We start from the raw sequence: 16,528 nt of genomic DNA on the forward strand, positions 1-16,528 counted from the left end.
CCGCTACTCCTCGTCGAAGCCGGAGTTAAACAGCTCCACCACCGCGTTCAGCGCATTGACCTCATCGGGGCCGGTGGCCTCGATCTCAATGCGCTGGCCTTTGGGCGAGTCGAGCATCAGCAGGGCGATCACGCTGCTGGCCTCCGCCTCCATGCCTGCGTCGTTGCGCAGCATCACTTCGGCGTCAAAGCTCTGCACCAGCTCAAACAGTTTCATCGCCGGCCGGGCGTGCATGCCGAGCCGGTTTTTGATCTCCACCGTGTGTTTCACCGTCATAATTTACGTTTTTCCAGCGTGCGATGGCGGGATTGCACGTTCTTCCCGCGGGAACGGAAATAATCCGCCAGTTGCTCAGCCACATACACCGACCGGTGCTTGCCGCCGGTACAGCCGATGGCGACGGTGAGGTAACTGCGGTTATTGGTTTCGAGCATCGGCAGCCACTGTTCAAGGTAGCTGCGCGTCTGGTAAATGAAGTTATGCACTTCCGTATGCCGGTCAAGGAAGGCGGCGACCGGGCGGTCCAGGCCGGTCATCGGGCGCAGTTTCGGGTCCCAGTGCGGGTTGGGCAGGAAACGTACGTCAAACACATAGTCGGCATCAATCGGGATGCCGTGCTTGAAGCCAAAGGATTCGAACACCATCGTCAGCTCGCGCTCGCGTTTGCCCAGCAGGCGGGTACGCAGCATTTCGGCCAGCTCATGCACTGACATCTCCGAGGTGTCGATCAGCAGATCGGCGCGTGAGCGCAGCGGCTCCAGCAGCTCGTTCTCCTCATCAATGGCGCTCTCCAGCGACAGGTTGCGGGCGGAGAGGGGATGCAGGCGACGGGTATCGCTGTAACGGCGGATCAGGGTGTTGCGGTCCGCATCAAGGAACAGCAGTTGCGGTGAAAAGCTCTCCGGCAGCTGGGACATGGCGTGCTCAAAGATTTCCGGTGTTTCCGGCATGTTGCGCACGTCAATGCTGACGGCGGCGGAGGTGTTGCGTTCCACCAGCGCGTGCGCCAACTGCGGCAGCAGAACCACCGGCAGGTTATCGACGCAGTAAAAGCCCATATCTTCAAGCGCACGCAAGGCAACAGATTTACCCGAACCGGAACGGCCGCTGACTATCATCAGCACCATGTGTCACTCCCCCTGGCAATTCACTCTTGGCATGTTAATTACCGGCGCCGGCGGCAGAGCCCGGCGTTGCCGGCTATTCGGTAATGATCTGGTACAGCTCTTCGTCACTCTGGGCGGCACGCAACCGGCGGCAGACGTTTTTGTCCGCCAGCCGTTTTGCCACCAGCGACAGGGTATGTAAATGGGTTTTGCATTGATCGGCCGGGACCAGCAGGGCAAACAGCAGATCCACCGGCTGGTTGTCGATGGCGTCAAACGGGATCGGCTGATCGAGGCGAATAAAGACCCCCACTGCGCGCAGCGTGTCCTCCTCCAGCTTGCCGTGGGGGATCGCGATACCGCTGCCGATGCCGGTACTGCCCATCCGCTCGCGGGTCAGTACCGCCTCAAACACCACCTGCGGCGGCAGGCTGAGCTGTTTCGCGGCCAGTTCGCTGACGATTTCCAGGGCGCGTTTCTTGCTGGAGCAGTGGACGCCGCTTTTGGTGCACTCTGCGCTGAGCACAGTGCTTAACTGCATAACCGTATCGTTTATCATCTCATCTTTCACTTAAGCGCTCGGGTCACGCCTGATGGCTTATCGGCCCGTTACCGCAGGGCAACGAGCCGATTGTCAGGCGATGTAGCGCAACTGGCTACAGTGAGTTTCAGTGCTGTTTTAGCTTGTCTTTGTGTTTATTGAGCTGCCGGGACAGCTTGTCAATCAGGCCGTCAATGGCCGCGTACATGTCCTCATGTTCCGAGGTGGCGTGCAACTCGCCTCCATTCACGTGCACCGTTGCTTCGGCAATTTTGTGCACTTTCTCCATGCTGAGAACCACATAGACCTGGTTGATCCTGTCGAAAAATTGCTCAAGCTTGGCAAATTTCGTGGTGACAAAGTCGCGCAGGGGCTCAGTGATTTCAACGTGGTGTCCGGTGATGTTGAGCTGCATAATGTCTTCCTTCTCTGTTTAGGTCAAACCAGTTGTTTGCGTTGGTTCGACGGCGGGATGGACAAAGACTCTCGGTATTTTGCAACAGTACGACGGGCTACCATGATCCCCTGGTCGGAAAGCAGGGTCGCCAGCTTGCTGTCACTCAGAGGTTTCGCGGGGTTTTCAGCCGCAATTAATTTCTTCACCAGGGCACGGATGGCGGTAGAAGACGCCTCGCCGCCGCTGTCTGTGCTCACGTGGCTTGAGAAGAAATACTTCAGTTCAAAAATGCCGCGCGGGCTGTGCAGGAACTTCTGCGTAGTCACGCGGGAAATGGTGGACTCATGCATATCAACGGCCTGGGCGATGTCCGCCAGCACCATCGGTTTCATGTACTCTTCACCCTTCTCAAAGAATGCCTGCTGCTGCTCCACGATGCAGCGCGTCACTTTCAGCAGCGTCTCGTTGCGGCTCTCCAGGCTCTTGATCAGCCATTTGGCTTCCTGGAGGTTGCTGCGGATGAACTGGCCGTCGCTGTCGCTGCGGGTGGAGCCGCCCAGCGCCGCATACTGCTGGTTAATTTTGAGGCGCGGCACGCTGTCCGCGTTCAGCTCCACCGTCCAGACACCCTGATGCTTGCGCACCAGCACATCCGGGATCACATACTCTGATTCGCCGGTGTTGATCGACTGGCCGGGGCGCGGGTCCAGCGACTGGATCAGCTGCATCGCCCCTTTAAGTGTATCCTCTTTTAGCCGGGTCGAACGCATTAAGCTCCTGAAATCGTGATTGCCGAGCAGATCCAGGTGTTCGCTGACAATCAGTTTCGCTTCCGCCAGGTAGGGGAGGCCGGGCACAAACTGCGAGAGCTGGATCAGCAAACAGTCGCGCAGGTCACGCGCGGCGACGCCAATCGGGTCGAAGCGCTGCACGCGTTTCAGCACCGCTTCCACTTCGTCCATCGTGACGTTGTCGTCGCCGATGCTTTCGAGGATCTCATCCAGTGTGGCGGTGAGGTAGCCGGTATCGTCCACCGCATCCACAATGGAGGTGGCAATGGCGGCGTCGGTGTCGGAGAAGGGGGTGAGATCCACCTGCCACATCAGGTAGTCCTGAAGGGTCTGGGTGGTTTCGCCCTGGTAGACCGGCAGCTCGTCATCGCTGTAGTCGGTGCCGGTCCCGGACGGGGTGCCGGCGGTGTAGATCTCATCCCAGGTGGCATCCAGCGGCAGCTCCTCGGGCATATCCTTCTGCTCGAGGGCTTCGCGGGTGTCGAGGGCCTCGCTGTCGGTGCTCTCCCTGGCGTCGATTTCGTCGTGAATGTCCGTCTGTTCAAGCAGCGGGTTGCTCTCTAATGCCAGTTGGATCTCCTGCTGCAGTTCAAGCGTGGAGAGCTGCAGCAGCCGGATGGCCTGCTGGAGCTGGGGAGTCATGGCCAGTTGCTGGCTAAGCCTGAGTTGCAAACCTTGCTTCATAGAATGGATTCAATGTCCTTACGGGTAACGGCGCCGGAAGCAGCCAATCAAAGGCGGAACTCTTCGCCGAGGTAGACGCGTTTTACCTGCTCATCGGCCAGGATATCGCTGGGTGAGCCGTGGGCAATCAGGTGCCCCTGGCTGACGATATAGGCGCGTTCACAGACGTCGAGGGTTTCCCGCACGTTGTGGTCGGTAATCAGCACGCCCAGGCCGCTGTCGCGCAGGTGCTCAATGATTTTTTTAATGTCGATCACCGAGATTGGGTCAACCCCGGCGAAAGGCTCATCCAGCAGGATGAATTTCGGGTTGGCGGCCAGCGCACGGGCGATCTCCACCCGGCGGCGTTCCCCGCCGGAGAGCGCCTGGCCCAGGCTGTCGCGCAGATGGGTGATGTGGAACTCTGCCATCAGCTCATCGGCGCGGTCACGGCGCTGCTCGCTGGTGAGGTCATCACGGATTTCCAGCACGGCCATCAGGTTGTTATAGACGCTGAGGCGGCGGAAAATAGAGGCCTCCTGCGGCAGGTAGCCGATGCCGCGGCGCGCACGCGCGTGCAACGGCAGCAGGCTGATGTCCTCGTCATCGATGATGATCCGCCCGGCGTCCCGCTGCACGATGCCGACCACCATGTAGAAGGTGGTGGTCTTGCCGGCGCCGTTCGGGCCGAGCAGCCCGACAATCTCACCGGAGTTGACCGTCAGGCTGACGTCCTCCACCACTTTACGGCTTTTATATGATTTGGCGAGTTTTTCTGCGATTAAGGTAGCCATAGCGAATCAGTTACTCTTCTTCTGGGTGCCGGACGTGTTGCCCTTGTCCTGGAGCTGCGTCGGGATTAACACAGTGGTAACACGTTTGCCCTCATCACTGAAGGCCTCCATCTGCTGTTTTTGGACCAGATAGGTAATGCGGTCACCTTTCACGTTGCTGTCCAGCTGCTCCAGATAGGCGTTGCCGGTCAGGGTGACGAAGTCATTGGCCAGCTCATAACGCATCTTCTGCGAGTGGCCCTTCACCGGTTTGCCGTTTTCCTGCAACTGGAAGAAGGTGACCGGGTTACCGTAGGCTTCGATCACTTCTTTGCCTTGCTGGCCCTGCGGGCGGATCACCACCACTTTGTCGGCTTTGATCTCAATGCTGCCCTGTTTGGCGACCACGTTGCCGGTAAAGGTCACGGTGTTGCCTTCCATGTCCAGCGCCTGCTGGGCGGAGTCGATATGGATTGGCTGGCTGGTGTCATCTTTCAGCGCAAAAGCCGGCACGCTCACAGCCAGAAGCGAACTGACCATCAGCAGGTTACGGAGTGGGGGTTGAATTCTGGATTTCATAGTAGGTGTTTACCTTTTCGATCAGCTGTGCTGTTTTGTTCCGCAAATTGCCGCGCATTTTCAAACCTTTGGAGGTGAAGGCCGCTCCGTAGAGGGTCACTTCATCATCCGAGGAGACATCCTGGGTCACCAGGTTTACCTGGGCATTGTCCGTGTTGATCCGCTGCAATTGCGACGTCGCGGTCAGGCTGGTGACCTCAACATGGCCATACAGGTAGAGCATCCGGTCTTTGGTCAGCTTGGCACGATCGGCGCGAACCGACCAGGTCGGTACGGTATTGGCATCGTAAAGTGTCATGACCGGGGTGGTGAACCAGCTCAGTTCGTCCGTGGTGTAGTATTTCACTTCGTCCGCCACCAGTTTGTAGTTCAGCTTGCCGGTCGGGTCATAGACCACGGTCACGGTATGCTGGCTCTGGTAGGTCGGATCCTGGGTGTTCAGCGCGGAAGGCGCGGCATCGTCATCGCCGTCCGTCAGGTTCAGGCCGATCAGGATCAGGGCGGCGAGGCCGAGCAGCAGGGTGAGCCACAATTTTGGTCTGCTCATATGGAAAGCCCCCTGGCATCCTCCAGCTTGCCCTGCGCCAGCAGAATCAGGTCACACAGCTCACGCACCGCGCCCTTGCCGCCGCTGATGCGGGTGGTGTAGTGCGCGCGCGGCAGCAGCATCGGGTGGGCATCGGCCACCGCCACCGCCAGCCCGGATTCCGCCATCACCGGCCAGTCGATCAGATCATCACCGATATAGGCCACCTGATCGGCCCGCAGCGCCAGTTTCTCCAGCAGCTCGCGGAACGCCAGCAACTTGTCGGACTGCCCCTGGTAAAGGTGGCGGATGCCGAGCGTGGCGGCCCGGTCTTCCAGCAGCTTCGCCGAGCGGCCGGTAATAATCGCGACCTCGACATCCGAGGTCAGCAGGCAGCGGATGCCGTACCCGTCACGCACGTTGAAGGCTTTCAGCTCTTCGCCGTGGTTGCCCATATAGATCAGGCCATCGGACATGACGCCATCCACATCACAAATCAGCAGGCGAATCTGCCGTGCACGGTCGAGCACCCCGGCACTGACCGGGCCGTAGCAGGTATTCACTGTTGCTGTAGTCTCACTCATTTACCCTTTCCTTCATTAAACTACGCCAGCGCGCAGCATGTCATGCATATGTACCACACCCAGCAACTGGTCGCCATCGGCAACCATCAGGGCGGTAATATGCCGGGATTGCATGATGTTCAGGGCATCCACCGCCAGCGCGCCGGGGCGGACCCGCAGGCCGCCGGGCGTCATCACATCGGCGATGCGCGCCTGGTTGAAGTCGATGCCCATATCAATAATGCGGCGCAGGTCGCCGTCGGTGAAGACGCCCTCAATTTTCATCAGGTCGTCACAAATCACGGTCATCCCGAGATTTTTACGCGTGATCTCCAGCAGCGCATCGCGCAGGGAGGCGTCCCGGCTGACGTGCGGAAGTTCATTGCCGCTGTGCATGATATCACTGACGCGCAGCAGCAGCTTGCGGCCCAGTGCGCCGCCGGGGTGGGAGAGGGCGAAATCCTCGGCCGTGAAGCCGCGCGCCTCCAGCAACGCCACCGCCAGTGCGTCGCCCATCACCAGCGCCGCGGTGGTGCTGGTGGTGGGGGCCAGCCCCAGCGGGCAGGCTTCCTGCGGGACATGCACGCAGAGGTGGATGTCCGCCGCTTTGCCCATCGCGCTCTCGGGGTTGCCGGTCATGCAGATAAGCGGCACCTGCAACCGTTTCAGCACCGGCACCAGCGCCAGGATCTCGTTGGATTCACCGGAGTTGGAGAGGGCGACCACCACGTCCTGCGCGCTCACCATGCCGAGGTCGCCGTGGCTGGCCTCGCCGGGGTGCACAAAAAAGGCCGGTGTGCCGGTGCTGGCAAAAGTGGCCGCCAGTTTGCGGCCGATGTGGCCTGATTTGCCCATGCCCATCACCACCACTTTGCCGGGGCAGTAGAACATCATCTCACAGGCACGGGTAAAGTCATGGTTGATGTACTGGTCCAGTTGGGCCAGGCCCGCCCGCTCAATCTGCAACACGGTTTTACCGGCCTGTTCGAAGTTGAAACCGGGTTGGAGTTCAAAATTCGCCATGATGATATCCTGACTGTTTTACAGGGCGGGGCCGGCCGGAACACGCAGCAGCCACGCAAGATAAGCCATAAAGCCGCACAATAACAGCGCGCCTGCCAGGCGGCCAATACGGTGGCGGCGCATCAGACAGAGGCCGGCCAGCACGCCGCTGACCGCCAGCATCACCCAGTAATCGCGCTGGAAAGCCTCGGGCGCAAACTGGCCGGGCGCGATCAGGGCCGGGATGCCGAGCACTATACAGAGATTAAAGATATTGGCGCCTATGATATTTCCTAAAGCAATATCATCCTCGCCTTTCAGTGCGCCCGCGACCAGCGTGGCCAGTTCCGGCAGGCTGGTGCCCACCGCAATCACCGTCAGCCCAATCACCAGTTCGCTGACGCCGAAATAGCGGGCGATCACCGTGGCGTTGTCCACAATCATCCCGGCGGAAAGCGGCATCATGATAAAGGCCAGCACCAGCCAGAGCACCGCCACGGTGCTGCTGCTGTCCTGCGGCAGTTCGGCCATCTGCTCTGCCGTCAGCGGGTCACTGCCTTCCCGCTGCGCCAGCCGGGCAATTTTCAGCGACATCAGGCAGAAGAAGGCGGCCCCCAACAGCAGGATCACGCCGTCGAGCCGCGTGAGCTGTAAATCTGACAGCACAAACCCGCACATCACGGTGATTGCCAGCATCAGCGGCAGCTCACGCCGCAAAATCGCCGACTGTACCCGCAACGGGTGGATCAGCGCCGCGCCGCCGAGGATCAACAAAATATTCACAATGGTGGAACCCAGGGCGTTGCCGATCGCCAGATCGCGCTGGCCGCCCACGGCGGCGGTGGCTGACACCACCAGCTCCGGCAGGGAGATGCCGATGCCCACAATCGTCATGCCGGTGACCAGCGGCGGCACCCCAATTGCGCGGGCCAGCACGGCTGCACCATACACCAGACGATCAGCCGCGTAACATAGGAGAAGTAAACCAACGATCAATAGTACGGTCGCAAGCAGCATGCGGAGTCCTTTATTCGGTATAATCCCCTGTTCGTTGGTGAATCAGAAGGTCAAAACCTATTGTCCGAATCAATGATAAACTGACTAAAGCCGGCCGCGAACCCGCACCGGCGATAACGCTAAGATTTATCCGCTAATTTTGACCCTGCAGGCCATAAAAGTAAAACGTAGGGCAAGTGTAGCGGGAACCGCAGTAAGGTTTTGTAAAAATACGGCGCGCTGGCGCCTTTGCTTTAACATCAGGGGTATCGTCTCGGCGAAACAGACCCCAAAAGGGACCGCAAGAATGAACCAGAAGGCATCGAATCTGGTGGAGATCAAAGGCATCAGTTTTGTGCGCGGCGATCGCCCCATCTTCGAAAAAATCAATATGACGGTGCCGCGCGGCAAAGTCACCGCCATCATGGGCCCCTCCGGTATTGGTAAAACCACGCTGCTGCGCCTGATTGGCGGGCAGCTCGCGCCTGACGAGGGTGAGATCTGGTTTGATGGGGAGAACATCCCCACGCTCTCACGGCGCAAACTCTACGCAACACGCAAGAAAATGAGCATGCTGTTCCAGTCCGGGGCGCTGTTTACCGATCTCAATGTGTATGAAAACGTGGCTTTCCCATTACGTGAGCACAGCCAGCTTCCGCCGGAACTGCTGCACACCACAGTGATGATGAAACTGGAGGCCGTCGGGCTGCGCGGGGCAGCAAAACTGATGCCCTCCGAACTCTCCGGCGGGATGGCCCGGCGTGCGGCGCTGGCCCGCGCCATCGCCCTTGACCCCATGCTTATCATGTTCGATGAGCCGTTTGTCGGCCAGGACCCGATCACCATGGGGGTGTTGGTGAAGCTGATTGATGAGCTGAACCATGCACTGGGCGTCACCTGCATTGTGGTGTCGCACGATGTGCCGGAAGTGCTGAGCATTGCCGACTACGCCTATATTGTGGCGGAGCAGCACGTGGTGGCCGAAGGGACGCCGGCCGAGCTGCAAGCCAATACCGACCCCCGTGTGCGCCAGTTCCTCGACGGCATTGCCGACGGGCCGGTGCCGTTCCGTTTCCCTGCCGGTGATTACAAAGCCGGGCTGCTAGGATGAGGGAGTCAATACACTGATGTTTATTCGTGCACTGGCGTCATTAGGACGCCACGGAATTTCGTTGTGCCTTTCCTTCGGGCGCGCCGGGCTGATGATGTTCGGCGCACTGGCCGGGGTGCCGCAGCCGCGCAAGCATGGGCCGCTGCTGGTGAAACAGCTTTACAGCGTCGGCGTGATGTCGCTGCTGATCATTGCGGTGTCGGGGCTGTTTATCGGCATGGTGCTGGGGTTACAGGGCTACCTGATCCTCACCACGTACAGCGCGGAAAGCAGCCTGGGCATGATGGTGGCGCTGTCGCTGCTGCGGGAGCTGGGGCCGGTGGTCACCGCGCTGCTGTTTGCCGGGCGCGCCGGGTCTGCCCTGACGGCGGAAATCGGCCTGATGAAGGCCACTGAGCAGCTCTCCAGCATGGAGATGATGGCGATCGACCCGCTGCGGCGGGTGGTGGCACCGCGCTTCTGGGCAGGGCTTATCAGTATGCCGCTGCTGACGGCGATTTTCGTCGCCGTCGGTATCTGGGGCGGCTCGCTGGTGGGGGTGGACTGGAAAGGTATCGACAGCGGCTTCTTCTGGTCAGCGATGCAGAACGCCGTTGACTGGCGGCAGGACCTGGTGAACTGCCTGATTAAAAGCCTGGTCTTCGCCATTACCGTGACCTGGATTGCGCTGTTCAACGGGTACGATGCGGTACCGACCTCACAAGGGATCAGCCGGGCAACGACCCGTACCGTGGTGCACTCGTCATTGGCGGTGCTGGGATTGGATTTTGTGCTGACGGCACTGATGTTTGGGAACTGATAATGCAAACGAAAAAGAGTGAAATCTGGGTTGGGATATTCATGTTGATCGCGCTGGGCGCGGTCTTATTCCTCTGCCTGAAAGTGGCCAATATTACGTCGATGCGCACTACGCCGACGTACCGTATCTACGCCACCTTTGACAACATCGGCGGCCTGAAAGCCAGCTCACCGGTGAAAATCGGCGGCGTGGTGGTTGGCCGGGTGGCTGACATCACCCTCGACAAAGGCTACTCGCCGCGCGTGGCGATGGACATTGACGAAACCTATAACCAGATCCCGGACACCAGCTCGCTGGCGATCCGCACCTCCGGCCTGCTGGGCGAGCAGTATCTGGCGCTCAACGTCGGGTTTGAGGACCCGGACATGGGCACGGCTATCCTGAAAGAGGGAGGCACAATCCAGGACACGAAATCAGCGATGGTGCTGGAAGATCTGATCGGCCAGTTCCTGTACAAAAGCGGTGGCACTGATGACGCCGCCAAACCGGGCGCAGAGGCGGCAGCTCCGGCTGCTGCCCCGGCCGCGCCCAGCAATTAAGAGGAAACCTGCATGTTTAAACGTTTATTGATGGTGGCGTTACTGGTGGTGGCCCCGCTGGCAAACGCAGTAGATCAAACCAACCCGTACCGGGTCATGGAAGAGGCGGCGCAGAAAACCTTTACCCGCCTGAAAAGCGAGCAGCCGAAAATCAAGCAGGATCCGAACTACCTGCGTGAGGTGGTGCGTCAGGAATTGCTGCCTTATGTGCAGGTGAAATATGCCGGTGCGCTGGTGCTGGGCCGCTACTACAAAGAGGCGACCCCGGCGCAGCGTGAAGCCTACTTCAAGGCATTCGAGGACTATCTGGCCCAGGCGTATGGCCAGGCACTGGCGCTCTACCACGGCCAGACCTACCAGATCGCCCCGGACCAGCCGCTGGGGGATGCGAACATCATCGCCATCCGCGTCACCATCGTGGATAACGGCGGCCGCCCGCCGGTACGCCTCGATTTCCAATGGCGTAAAAACAGCAAAACCGGCAACTGGCAGGCGTATGACATGATCGCCGAAGGGGTGAGCATGATCACCACCAAGCAGAACGAGTGGGCAGACATCCTGCGCCAGCAGGGCGTTGACGGCCTGACCGCCCGCCTGAAAAGCGCGGCCGCCCAGCCGATTACCCTCGACCAGCAGAAATGATGAGCGACGCCTCGCCGTTACAGTGGGAATCCCTGCCGCAGACGCTGGTGCTGAAAGGGGATCTTGACCGTGAAACGCTGCTGCCGTTGTGGCAGCAGCGCCACACGTTGCTGGCTGACAAACGGGTGCTTGACCTCTCGCAGCTTGACCGGGTGGACTCCACCGGCCTGGCGATGCTGGTGCATCTGCGTGACGAAGCGGAAAAACGCGGCACCCCGCTGACGCTGACCGGCATTACCGACCGGCTGGAAACGTTGATTACGCTTTACAATCTGGATGAGATAATCCCTGTTAACGCGGCGACTTAGCCGCGTTTTTCCGCCGGTTTACAGCACAATACCGTTAAAGCCCCTGTAAGAAAGCCTTTGCAGGGGCTTTTTCTTTGTTTAAGAGTACGCCGGATTCAACTAAGATGGTCGGCTGATATGATCCCCTTTTAGACAGAATCGACTCCTATGGATACTCAAGAAATCAAAGATGTTCTGATGCAGGCGCTGACACTGCAAGAAGCCCATGTTACCGGTGACGGCAGCCATTTTCAGGTGATCGTGGTCGGTGAGCAGTTCGCCGGGATGAGCCGCGTGAAAAAACAGCAGAGCGTCTATGCCCCGCTGATGGAATACATCGCCGACAACCGCATCCATGCCCTGTCTATCAAAGCCTTTACGCCGGAAGAGTGGAAGCGTGACCGCCTGCTGAACGGCTTCTGATGCCGGGCGCCGGTGCCCGATCCGCCCTTTGCGATCCTTATAAAGTTAAACACTGAGAGCTGTCATAATGGATAAATTTCGTGTGCAGGGCCGTACCCGTTTGAGTGGCGAAGTGACCATCTCCGGGGCCAAAAACGCTGCCTTGCCGATCCTGTTCGCTGCCCTGCTGGCTGAAGAGCCGGTGGAGATCCAGAACGTTCCGCACCTGAAAGACATCGACACCACCCTGAAGCTGCTGAGCCAGCTCGGCACCAAAATTGAGCGCAACGGGTCGGTGTTTGTGGATGCCAGCGGCGTGAACGAGTTCACCGCGCCTTATGAGCTGGTGAAAACCATGCGGGCGTCCATCTGGGCGCTTGGCCCGCTGGTGGCCCGTTTCGGCCGCGGCCAGGTCTCATTGCCGGGCGGTTGCGCCATCGGCGCGCGCCCGGTTGACCTGCACATCACCGGCCTGGAACAGCTGGGTGCAGAGATCAAGCTGGAAGAGGGCTATGTGAAAGCCTCGGTGAACGGCCGCCTGAAGGGCGCGCATATCGTGATGGACAAGGTCAGCGTCGGCGCGACCGTCACCATCATGAGTGCCGCAACGCTGGCAGAAGGCACCACCATTATTGAAAACGCCGCGCGTGAGCCGGAAATCGTCGATACGGCGGGCTTCCTGAACGCGATGGGCGCGAAAATCACCGGCGCAGGCACTGACAAGATCACCATCCAGGGCGTTGAGCGCCTGGGCGGCGGCGTTTACCGTGTGCTGCCTGACCGCATCGAAACCGGCACCTTCCTGGTGGCGGCGGCGATCTCCGGCGGCAAAGTGGTCTGCCGTGAAACCCGCCCGGACACGCTGGACGCCGTGCTGGCGAAACTGCGCGAAGCCGGGGCGGATATCGAAGTCGGCGAAGACTGGATAAGCCTGGACATGCACGGCCAGCGCCCGAAAGGCGTTAACATCCGCACCGCGCCGCACCCAGGCTTCCCGACTGACATGCAGGCGCAATTCAGCCTGCTGAACCTGGTGGCCGAAGGCACCGGCGTCATCACGGAAACCATCTTCGAAAACCGCTTCATGCATGTGCCGGAGCTGATCCGCATGGGCGCACACGCGGAAATCGAAAGCAACACCGTGATCTGCCACGGCGTTGCCCAGCTCTCGGGTGCCCAGGTGATGGCGACCGATCTGCGCGCCTCCGCCAGCCTGGTGCTGGCAGGGTGCATCGCGGAAGGCACCACGGTGGTGGATCGCATCTACCACATCGACCGCGGCTATGAGCGCATTGAAGACAAACTGCGCGCGCTGGGTGCCAACATCGAACGCATCAGCGGCGAGCAGGCGTAAGCCTCCGCCAGACGGCGATAAAAAAGCCGGCTCAGGGAAACCTGGCCGGCTTTTTTTATGGGTCCGCGTAGAGGGCGCGCCCGCGCTTACTGGGACGGGTACTCCTGAATCGTGACCTGCAGCGTCTGTTTGTGGCCGTTACGCATAATCTCCACCGGGATCACGGAGCCGGGGCGGATTTCCGCAACCTGATCCATGGTTTCAATCGCGGAGATGGCCGGTTTGTGGTTCAGGCTCACAATCACGTCATTGACCTGCATCCCTGCTTTGGCCGCCGGGCCGCCCGGCGTCACTTCATTCACCACAATACCCTGAATGCGATCCAGCCCGCTGTTCGGCGTGTGCATCGGGCTGATTTCCCGGCCGCCGATGCCGATATAGCCCCGGATCACCCGGCCGTCGCGGATCAGTTTCTCCATGACTTTGGTGGCCAGCGCGGTCGGGATGGCGAAGCCGATGCCTTCCGGCGTTTCGCCGTCGTTGCTTTTGTCGAACGACAGGGTGTTGATGCCGACCAGCTCGCCCAGCGTATTCACCAGCGCGCCGCCGGAGTTGCCGCGGTTGATGGAGGCGTCGGTTTGCAGGAAGTTCTGCCGCCCGGACGGGCTGAGGCCGATGCGCCCGGTGGCGCTGATGATGCCCTGGGTAATCGTCTGGCCGAGGTTATAGGGGTTGCCGATCGCCATCACCACATCGCCGACGCGCGGGATGCGGTGGGTATTGATCGGGATCACCGGCAGGGCCGCGGCGTCAATTTTCAGTACTGCCAGATCGGTCAGGCTGTCTGAGCCAACCAGCAGCGCCTCAAACACCCGGCCATCCTGCAACGCCACAATGATTTGCTCGGCATCGTTGATCACATGCTTGTTGGTCAGGATGTAGCCTTTGTCATTCATGATCACGCCGGAGCCGAGGGTACGGATCTCCAGCTCATTGCGGGACGACGTGCCCATACTGCGGTTATAGACATTGACCACCGCCGGGGCAGCGTGGCGCACCCCCTGGTTGTAGCTGAGGGGTTGCTCATCATCGCCGCTGAATTGCGCCGGAAACAGGGATTCGGCCATCGGCAGCCGCAAGGCCGGCAAGGCGAACAGCAAAATGCCGGCAACAATTAAGCCCAACACAATAGAACGCAGTAACTTAGCAAGCATCGGCTCAGGTCATCAGGGGGTCGGATGGGGGCGAGGATAGCATGAAGTTTTAGGGCACGGCAGCGCGCCGTGCCCACTTTTAACGGAAATTATCGCAGCAACAAATAGATATTGTCGTTGCCGCGCACCACATTCAGCGCCACCAGCTGCGGTTTGGCGTCCAGCACTTTGCGCAATTCCGACAGCGTACGGGTGCGCTCACGGTTCACGCCAATGATCACATCGCCCTTTTGCAGGCCGATGGCCGCCGCCGGGGAGGAGGGTTCCACACTCACCAGCGTGATGCCTTTGTCACCGGCCTGGGTCGTGCCGTCGCTCATCGCGGCGCCCTGCAAGGCGGGCGAGAGCGGCAGGGCAGAGGCGATCTCCGTGCTGGTTTGCAGCGTCACGTTGACGTCCATCGGCTTGCCGGCACGCAACAGGCCGATGCGGACGGTTTTGCCCGGCCCGGTGGTGCCCACTTTGGCGCGCAGTTCCGCGAAACTCTCGATGGTCCGGCCATTCAGCGACACCAGCACATCACCCGCTTTGATACCGGCTTTGGCGGCGGCGGAGTCCGGCAGCACTTCGTTAACAAACGCCCCGCGCTGGGCATCAAGATTAAAGGCTTTGGCCATATCGGCATTCATCTCACTGCCTTTGATGCCGAGCATACCGCGTTTCACTTCCCCGAACTCAATCAGCTGTTTGCTGAGATTCTGCGCCATGTTGCTGGGAATGGCGAAACCGATGCCGATGCTGCCGCCGCCCGGCGCCAGGATCGCGGTGTTGATGCCGATCAGTTCGCCGTTCAGGTTAATCAGCGCGCCGCCGGAGTTGCCGCGGTTAATCGAGGCATCGGTCTGGATAAAGTTCTCCAGCCCCTCAAGGTTCAGGCCGCTGCGCCCGAGTGCAGAGATAATGCCTGAGGTCGCGGTCTGGCCGAGGCCGAACGGGTTACCGACGGCGATGGCAAAATCCCCGACCCGCAACTGGTCGGAATCCGCCATGCGGATGGCCGTCAGGTTTTTCGGGTCTTTCAGTTGCAGCAGGGCAATATCGCTCTGCTCATCCTTGCCGAGCAGTTTGGCGTCATATTCGCGCCCATCGTTAAGCTGCACCTGGATCTTTTCTGCATTGTTGATCACATGGTTATTGGTCAGCACATAGCCTTTGGCGGCGTCAATAATCACGCCGGAGCCCAGCCCTTCAAACGGGGTGATGCTCTCGTTGTCTGAGGGGCCATTCGGGCCAAAGAAATATTTGTACTCTTCCGGCAGGCGCTGATGCTCAACCTGCGTGCCATACACATGCACGCTGACCACCGCCGGCAAGGTTTTCGCCAGCATCGGGGCCAGGCTCGGCAGCGGCTGCCCGTCAACTTCGACCGGCAATGCAGACGCACCCGCCTGCGGCATGGACAGGCCGAGGCCAAGGGCGAGGCTCAGGGCACTGGCTAGTAATTTTATCTTCATCGGTGGGCTCTCCCGCAACCTGCGGCAAAAAACGCTAAGAAAAGACAATAACCTGTTGCGCGATGATGTCGTAGCGGCAACACACCTGCGCGCTCAACAGGGTATCTTTTAACAATAAGGGACTGATTTTCGGTTGTCATGTCTGACGTGCGAAATTGACGGGCTGTGAGGAAAGGTGAGGCCGGCAGCAGGGGGCTGCCGGCGTGCAGCGAATCAGTTACGGCGCGTGCGGTCACCCCGCAACAGGCCGGAGGCGCTGTCGGAGTAGTCGCGCGGCATCTCGACCGGTGCCTGGTCGTTATCTGCTTCGGCTTCCGTCAGGCGGTAACGGAACGGGTTATCCTGCGTCGGCATGTCCGGCAGCAGGTTGTTGGAGCTTTTCGCCATGTGCTGATAGAGCTGGCGATAGTCAGTTGCCATGTTGTCCAGCAGTTCCGCACTGCGGGCGAAGTGGCTGACCAGCTCCTGGCGGTACTCTTCCAGCTCGGTTTTGCTTTTTTCCAGTTCCGTTTGCAGTACCTGTTGTTGCCGCAATTTACGGTTGCCGAAACGCATCGCCAGCGCGCCGATAATCAGGCCGACGACTAAACCAATAAGTGCATACTCCCAGGTCATAATGACTCCTATGTTACTCTCGTTGTCCAGTAGGGCTTTTTCACTTAACTTTTTCACTTAATAATGCTCACTATAACCGTTAACCTTGTCTCAGTGGAATCCTGACGGGTCTGAACCTGAGGGAAGGCGAATTTTTCATAAGCAACACAGCAGGCAACTGCGGCGAAATCGGGGGGATCAGGCTCCGAAGCGCGGCGAAACACCGATAACTTTTTTCTCACGGAACGTCGAAAA

At 59.7% G+C, this 16,528-nt stretch carries 21 protein-coding genes; 7 read left to right on the forward strand and 14 right to left on the reverse strand.

The window, feature by feature from the left end; all coding sequences use genetic code 11:
• Positions 1-3: 3 nt before the first annotated feature.
• The 11 genes from npr to JK232_RS16430 all read right to left on the reverse strand — a co-directional run bounded on the left by npr (position 4) and on the right by JK232_RS16430 (position 7,958).
• Positions 4-276 carry a PTS phosphocarrier protein NPr gene (npr, locus tag JK232_RS16380; RefSeq protein ID WP_072931699.1) on the reverse strand — a complete coding sequence of 91 codons (273 nt, stop codon included), beginning with the start codon at positions 274-276 and terminating at the stop codon, positions 4-6.
• A complete protein-coding gene (gene rapZ, locus JK232_RS16385; protein WP_072931701.1) occupies positions 273-1,127 on the reverse strand; it encodes an RNase adapter RapZ in 855 nt (284 codons plus the stop codon). The genes npr and rapZ overlap by 4 nt, the downstream gene beginning before the upstream one ends.
• A 73-nt stretch (positions 1,128-1,200) precedes the next feature.
• A complete protein-coding gene (gene ptsN / locus JK232_RS16390; protein ID WP_175558180.1) occupies positions 1,201-1,677 on the reverse strand; it encodes a PTS IIA-like nitrogen regulatory protein PtsN in 477 nt (158 codons plus the stop codon).
• Positions 1,678-1,774: 97 nt separating this feature from the next.
• Positions 1,775-2,062 (reverse strand): ribosome hibernation promoting factor, encoded by a 288-nt coding sequence (gene hpf / locus JK232_RS16395; protein ID WP_072931703.1) that lies wholly within the window; start codon positions 2,060-2,062, stop codon positions 1,775-1,777.
• A 23-nt stretch (positions 2,063-2,085) separates the two neighbouring features.
• Positions 2,086-3,519 carry an RNA polymerase factor sigma-54 gene (gene rpoN, locus JK232_RS16400; protein WP_072931705.1) on the reverse strand — a complete coding sequence of 478 codons (1,434 nt, stop codon included), beginning with the start codon at positions 3,517-3,519 and terminating at the stop codon, positions 2,086-2,088.
• A 47-nt stretch (positions 3,520-3,566) separates the two neighbouring features.
• A complete protein-coding gene (lptB, locus tag JK232_RS16405; RefSeq protein WP_072931707.1) occupies positions 3,567-4,292 on the reverse strand; it encodes an LPS export ABC transporter ATP-binding protein in 726 nt (241 codons plus the stop codon).
• 6 nt (positions 4,293-4,298) lie between these two features.
• A complete protein-coding gene (lptA, locus tag JK232_RS16410) occupies positions 4,299-4,850 on the reverse strand; it encodes a lipopolysaccharide ABC transporter substrate-binding protein LptA (RefSeq protein WP_072931709.1) in 552 nt (183 codons plus the stop codon).
• Complete coding sequence (gene lptC, locus JK232_RS16415; RefSeq protein ID WP_072931711.1) at positions 4,819-5,397, reverse strand: LPS export ABC transporter periplasmic protein LptC; 579 nt, start codon at positions 5,395-5,397, stop codon at positions 4,819-4,821. Before lptC ends, lptA begins: the two co-directional genes overlap by 32 nt.
• A complete protein-coding gene (gene kdsC, locus JK232_RS16420; protein WP_072931713.1) occupies positions 5,394-5,960 on the reverse strand; it encodes a 3-deoxy-manno-octulosonate-8-phosphatase KdsC in 567 nt (188 codons plus the stop codon). The genes lptC and kdsC overlap by 4 nt, the downstream gene beginning before the upstream one ends.
• Before the next feature lie 15 nt (positions 5,961-5,975).
• Positions 5,976-6,962 carry an arabinose-5-phosphate isomerase KdsD gene (gene kdsD, locus JK232_RS16425; protein ID WP_072931715.1) on the reverse strand — a complete coding sequence of 329 codons (987 nt, stop codon included), beginning with the start codon at positions 6,960-6,962 and terminating at the stop codon, positions 5,976-5,978.
• Between the two features lie 18 nt (positions 6,963-6,980).
• The gene (locus tag JK232_RS16430; RefSeq protein ID WP_072931717.1) at positions 6,981-7,958 is read right to left on the reverse strand and encodes a calcium/sodium antiporter; all 978 of its coding nucleotides are present in this window, start codon (positions 7,956-7,958) and stop codon (positions 6,981-6,983) included.
• Positions 7,959-8,244: 286 nt separating this feature from the next.
• Between JK232_RS16430 and mlaF the strand changes: the two genes are divergently transcribed.
• The 7 genes from mlaF (at position 8,245) to murA (ending at position 13,071) form a co-directional block, all read left to right on the forward strand.
• The gene (mlaF, locus tag JK232_RS16435) at positions 8,245-9,048 is read left to right on the forward strand and encodes a phospholipid ABC transporter ATP-binding protein MlaF (RefSeq protein WP_072931719.1); all 804 of its coding nucleotides are present in this window, start codon (positions 8,245-8,247) and stop codon (positions 9,046-9,048) included.
• 16 nt (positions 9,049-9,064) lie between these two features.
• Positions 9,065-9,847 carry a lipid asymmetry maintenance ABC transporter permease subunit MlaE gene (gene mlaE, locus JK232_RS16440; RefSeq protein ID WP_072931721.1) on the forward strand — a complete coding sequence of 261 codons (783 nt, stop codon included), beginning with the start codon at positions 9,065-9,067 and terminating at the stop codon, positions 9,845-9,847.
• A gap of 2 nt (positions 9,848-9,849) precedes the next feature.
• Positions 9,850-10,386, forward strand: a complete 537-nt coding sequence (mlaD, locus tag JK232_RS16445; RefSeq protein ID WP_072931723.1) for an outer membrane lipid asymmetry maintenance protein MlaD — start codon at positions 9,850-9,852, stop codon at positions 10,384-10,386.
• A 12-nt stretch (positions 10,387-10,398) separates the two neighbouring features.
• Complete coding sequence (gene mlaC, locus JK232_RS16450; protein WP_072931725.1) at positions 10,399-11,028, forward strand: phospholipid-binding protein MlaC; 630 nt, start codon at positions 10,399-10,401, stop codon at positions 11,026-11,028.
• Entirely contained in the window at positions 11,028-11,336 is a 309-nt protein-coding gene (mlaB, locus tag JK232_RS16455; protein ID WP_072931727.1) for a lipid asymmetry maintenance protein MlaB, read from the forward strand. Before mlaC ends, mlaB begins: the two co-directional genes overlap by 1 nt.
• Positions 11,337-11,483: 147 nt before the next feature.
• Entirely contained in the window at positions 11,484-11,738 is a 255-nt protein-coding gene (gene ibaG, locus JK232_RS16460; protein ID WP_072931729.1) for a BolA family iron metabolism protein IbaG, read from the forward strand.
• A 67-nt stretch (positions 11,739-11,805) separates the two neighbouring features.
• Positions 11,806-13,071, forward strand: a complete 1,266-nt coding sequence (gene murA / locus JK232_RS16465; RefSeq protein ID WP_072931731.1) for a UDP-N-acetylglucosamine 1-carboxyvinyltransferase — start codon at positions 11,806-11,808, stop codon at positions 13,069-13,071.
• Positions 13,072-13,157: 86 nt separating this feature from the next.
• Here murA and degS read toward each other — a convergent pair whose 3' ends face one another.
• The 3 genes from degS to zapG all read right to left on the reverse strand — a co-directional run bounded on the left by degS (position 13,158) and on the right by zapG (position 16,294).
• The gene (gene degS, locus JK232_RS16470) at positions 13,158-14,225 is read right to left on the reverse strand and encodes an outer membrane-stress sensor serine endopeptidase DegS (protein WP_072931733.1); all 1,068 of its coding nucleotides are present in this window, start codon (positions 14,223-14,225) and stop codon (positions 13,158-13,160) included.
• 89 nt (positions 14,226-14,314) lie between these two features.
• Complete coding sequence (gene degQ, locus JK232_RS16475) at positions 14,315-15,679, reverse strand: serine endoprotease DegQ (protein WP_072931735.1); 1,365 nt, start codon at positions 15,677-15,679, stop codon at positions 14,315-14,317.
• 213 nt (positions 15,680-15,892) lie between these two features.
• On the reverse strand, positions 15,893-16,294 hold the full coding sequence (zapG, locus tag JK232_RS16480) for a Z-ring associated protein ZapG (protein ID WP_072931747.1): 402 nt from the start codon (positions 16,292-16,294) through the stop codon (positions 15,893-15,895).
• Between the last annotated feature and the right edge of the window lie 234 nt (positions 16,295-16,528).

This window comes from Nissabacter archeti, from assembly GCF_018257325.1.
GTDB classification, from domain to species: domain Bacteria; phylum Pseudomonadota; class Gammaproteobacteria; order Enterobacterales; family Enterobacteriaceae; genus Chimaeribacter; species Chimaeribacter arupi.

Coding starts and splice junctions, on each gene's coding strand:
- JK232_RS16430 (WP_072931717.1), bottom strand. CDS start 7,958: ATGCTGCTTGCGACCGTACTATTGATCGTTGGTTTACTTCTCCTATGT.
- rapZ (WP_072931701.1), bottom strand. CDS start 1,127: ATGGTGCTGATGATAGTCAGCGGCCGTTCCGGTTCGGGTAAATCTGTT.
- zapG (WP_072931747.1), bottom strand. CDS start 16,294: ATGACCTGGGAGTATGCACTTATTGGTTTAGTCGTCGGCCTGATTATC.
- kdsC (WP_072931713.1), bottom strand. CDS start 5,960: ATGAGTGAGACTACAGCAACAGTGAATACCTGCTACGGCCCGGTCAGT.
- npr (WP_072931699.1), bottom strand. CDS start 276: ATGACGGTGAAACACACGGTGGAGATCAAAAACCGGCTCGGCATGCAC.
- mlaC (WP_072931725.1), top strand. CDS start 10,399: ATGTTTAAACGTTTATTGATGGTGGCGTTACTGGTGGTGGCCCCGCTG.
- lptA (WP_072931709.1), bottom strand. CDS start 4,850: ATGAAATCCAGAATTCAACCCCCACTCCGTAACCTGCTGATGGTCAGT.
- mlaB (WP_072931727.1), top strand. CDS start 11,028: ATGAGCGACGCCTCGCCGTTACAGTGGGAATCCCTGCCGCAGACGCTG.
- degQ (WP_072931735.1), bottom strand. CDS start 15,679: ATGAAGATAAAATTACTAGCCAGTGCCCTGAGCCTCGCCCTTGGCCTC.
- murA (WP_072931731.1), top strand. CDS start 11,806: ATGGATAAATTTCGTGTGCAGGGCCGTACCCGTTTGAGTGGCGAAGTG.
- mlaD (WP_072931723.1), top strand. CDS start 9,850: ATGCAAACGAAAAAGAGTGAAATCTGGGTTGGGATATTCATGTTGATC.
- kdsD (WP_072931715.1), bottom strand. CDS start 6,962: ATGGCGAATTTTGAACTCCAACCCGGTTTCAACTTCGAACAGGCCGGT.
- mlaF (WP_072931719.1), top strand. CDS start 8,245: ATGAACCAGAAGGCATCGAATCTGGTGGAGATCAAAGGCATCAGTTTT.
- mlaE (WP_072931721.1), top strand. CDS start 9,065: ATGTTTATTCGTGCACTGGCGTCATTAGGACGCCACGGAATTTCGTTG.
- hpf (WP_072931703.1), bottom strand. CDS start 2,062: ATGCAGCTCAACATCACCGGACACCACGTTGAAATCACTGAGCCCCTG.
- ibaG (WP_072931729.1), top strand. CDS start 11,484: ATGGATACTCAAGAAATCAAAGATGTTCTGATGCAGGCGCTGACACTG.
- rpoN (WP_072931705.1), bottom strand. CDS start 3,519: ATGAAGCAAGGTTTGCAACTCAGGCTTAGCCAGCAACTGGCCATGACT.
- degS (WP_072931733.1), bottom strand. CDS start 14,225: ATGCTTGCTAAGTTACTGCGTTCTATTGTGTTGGGCTTAATTGTTGCC.
- lptB (WP_072931707.1), bottom strand. CDS start 4,292: ATGGCTACCTTAATCGCAGAAAAACTCGCCAAATCATATAAAAGCCGT.
- lptC (WP_072931711.1), bottom strand. CDS start 5,397: ATGAGCAGACCAAAATTGTGGCTCACCCTGCTGCTCGGCCTCGCCGCC.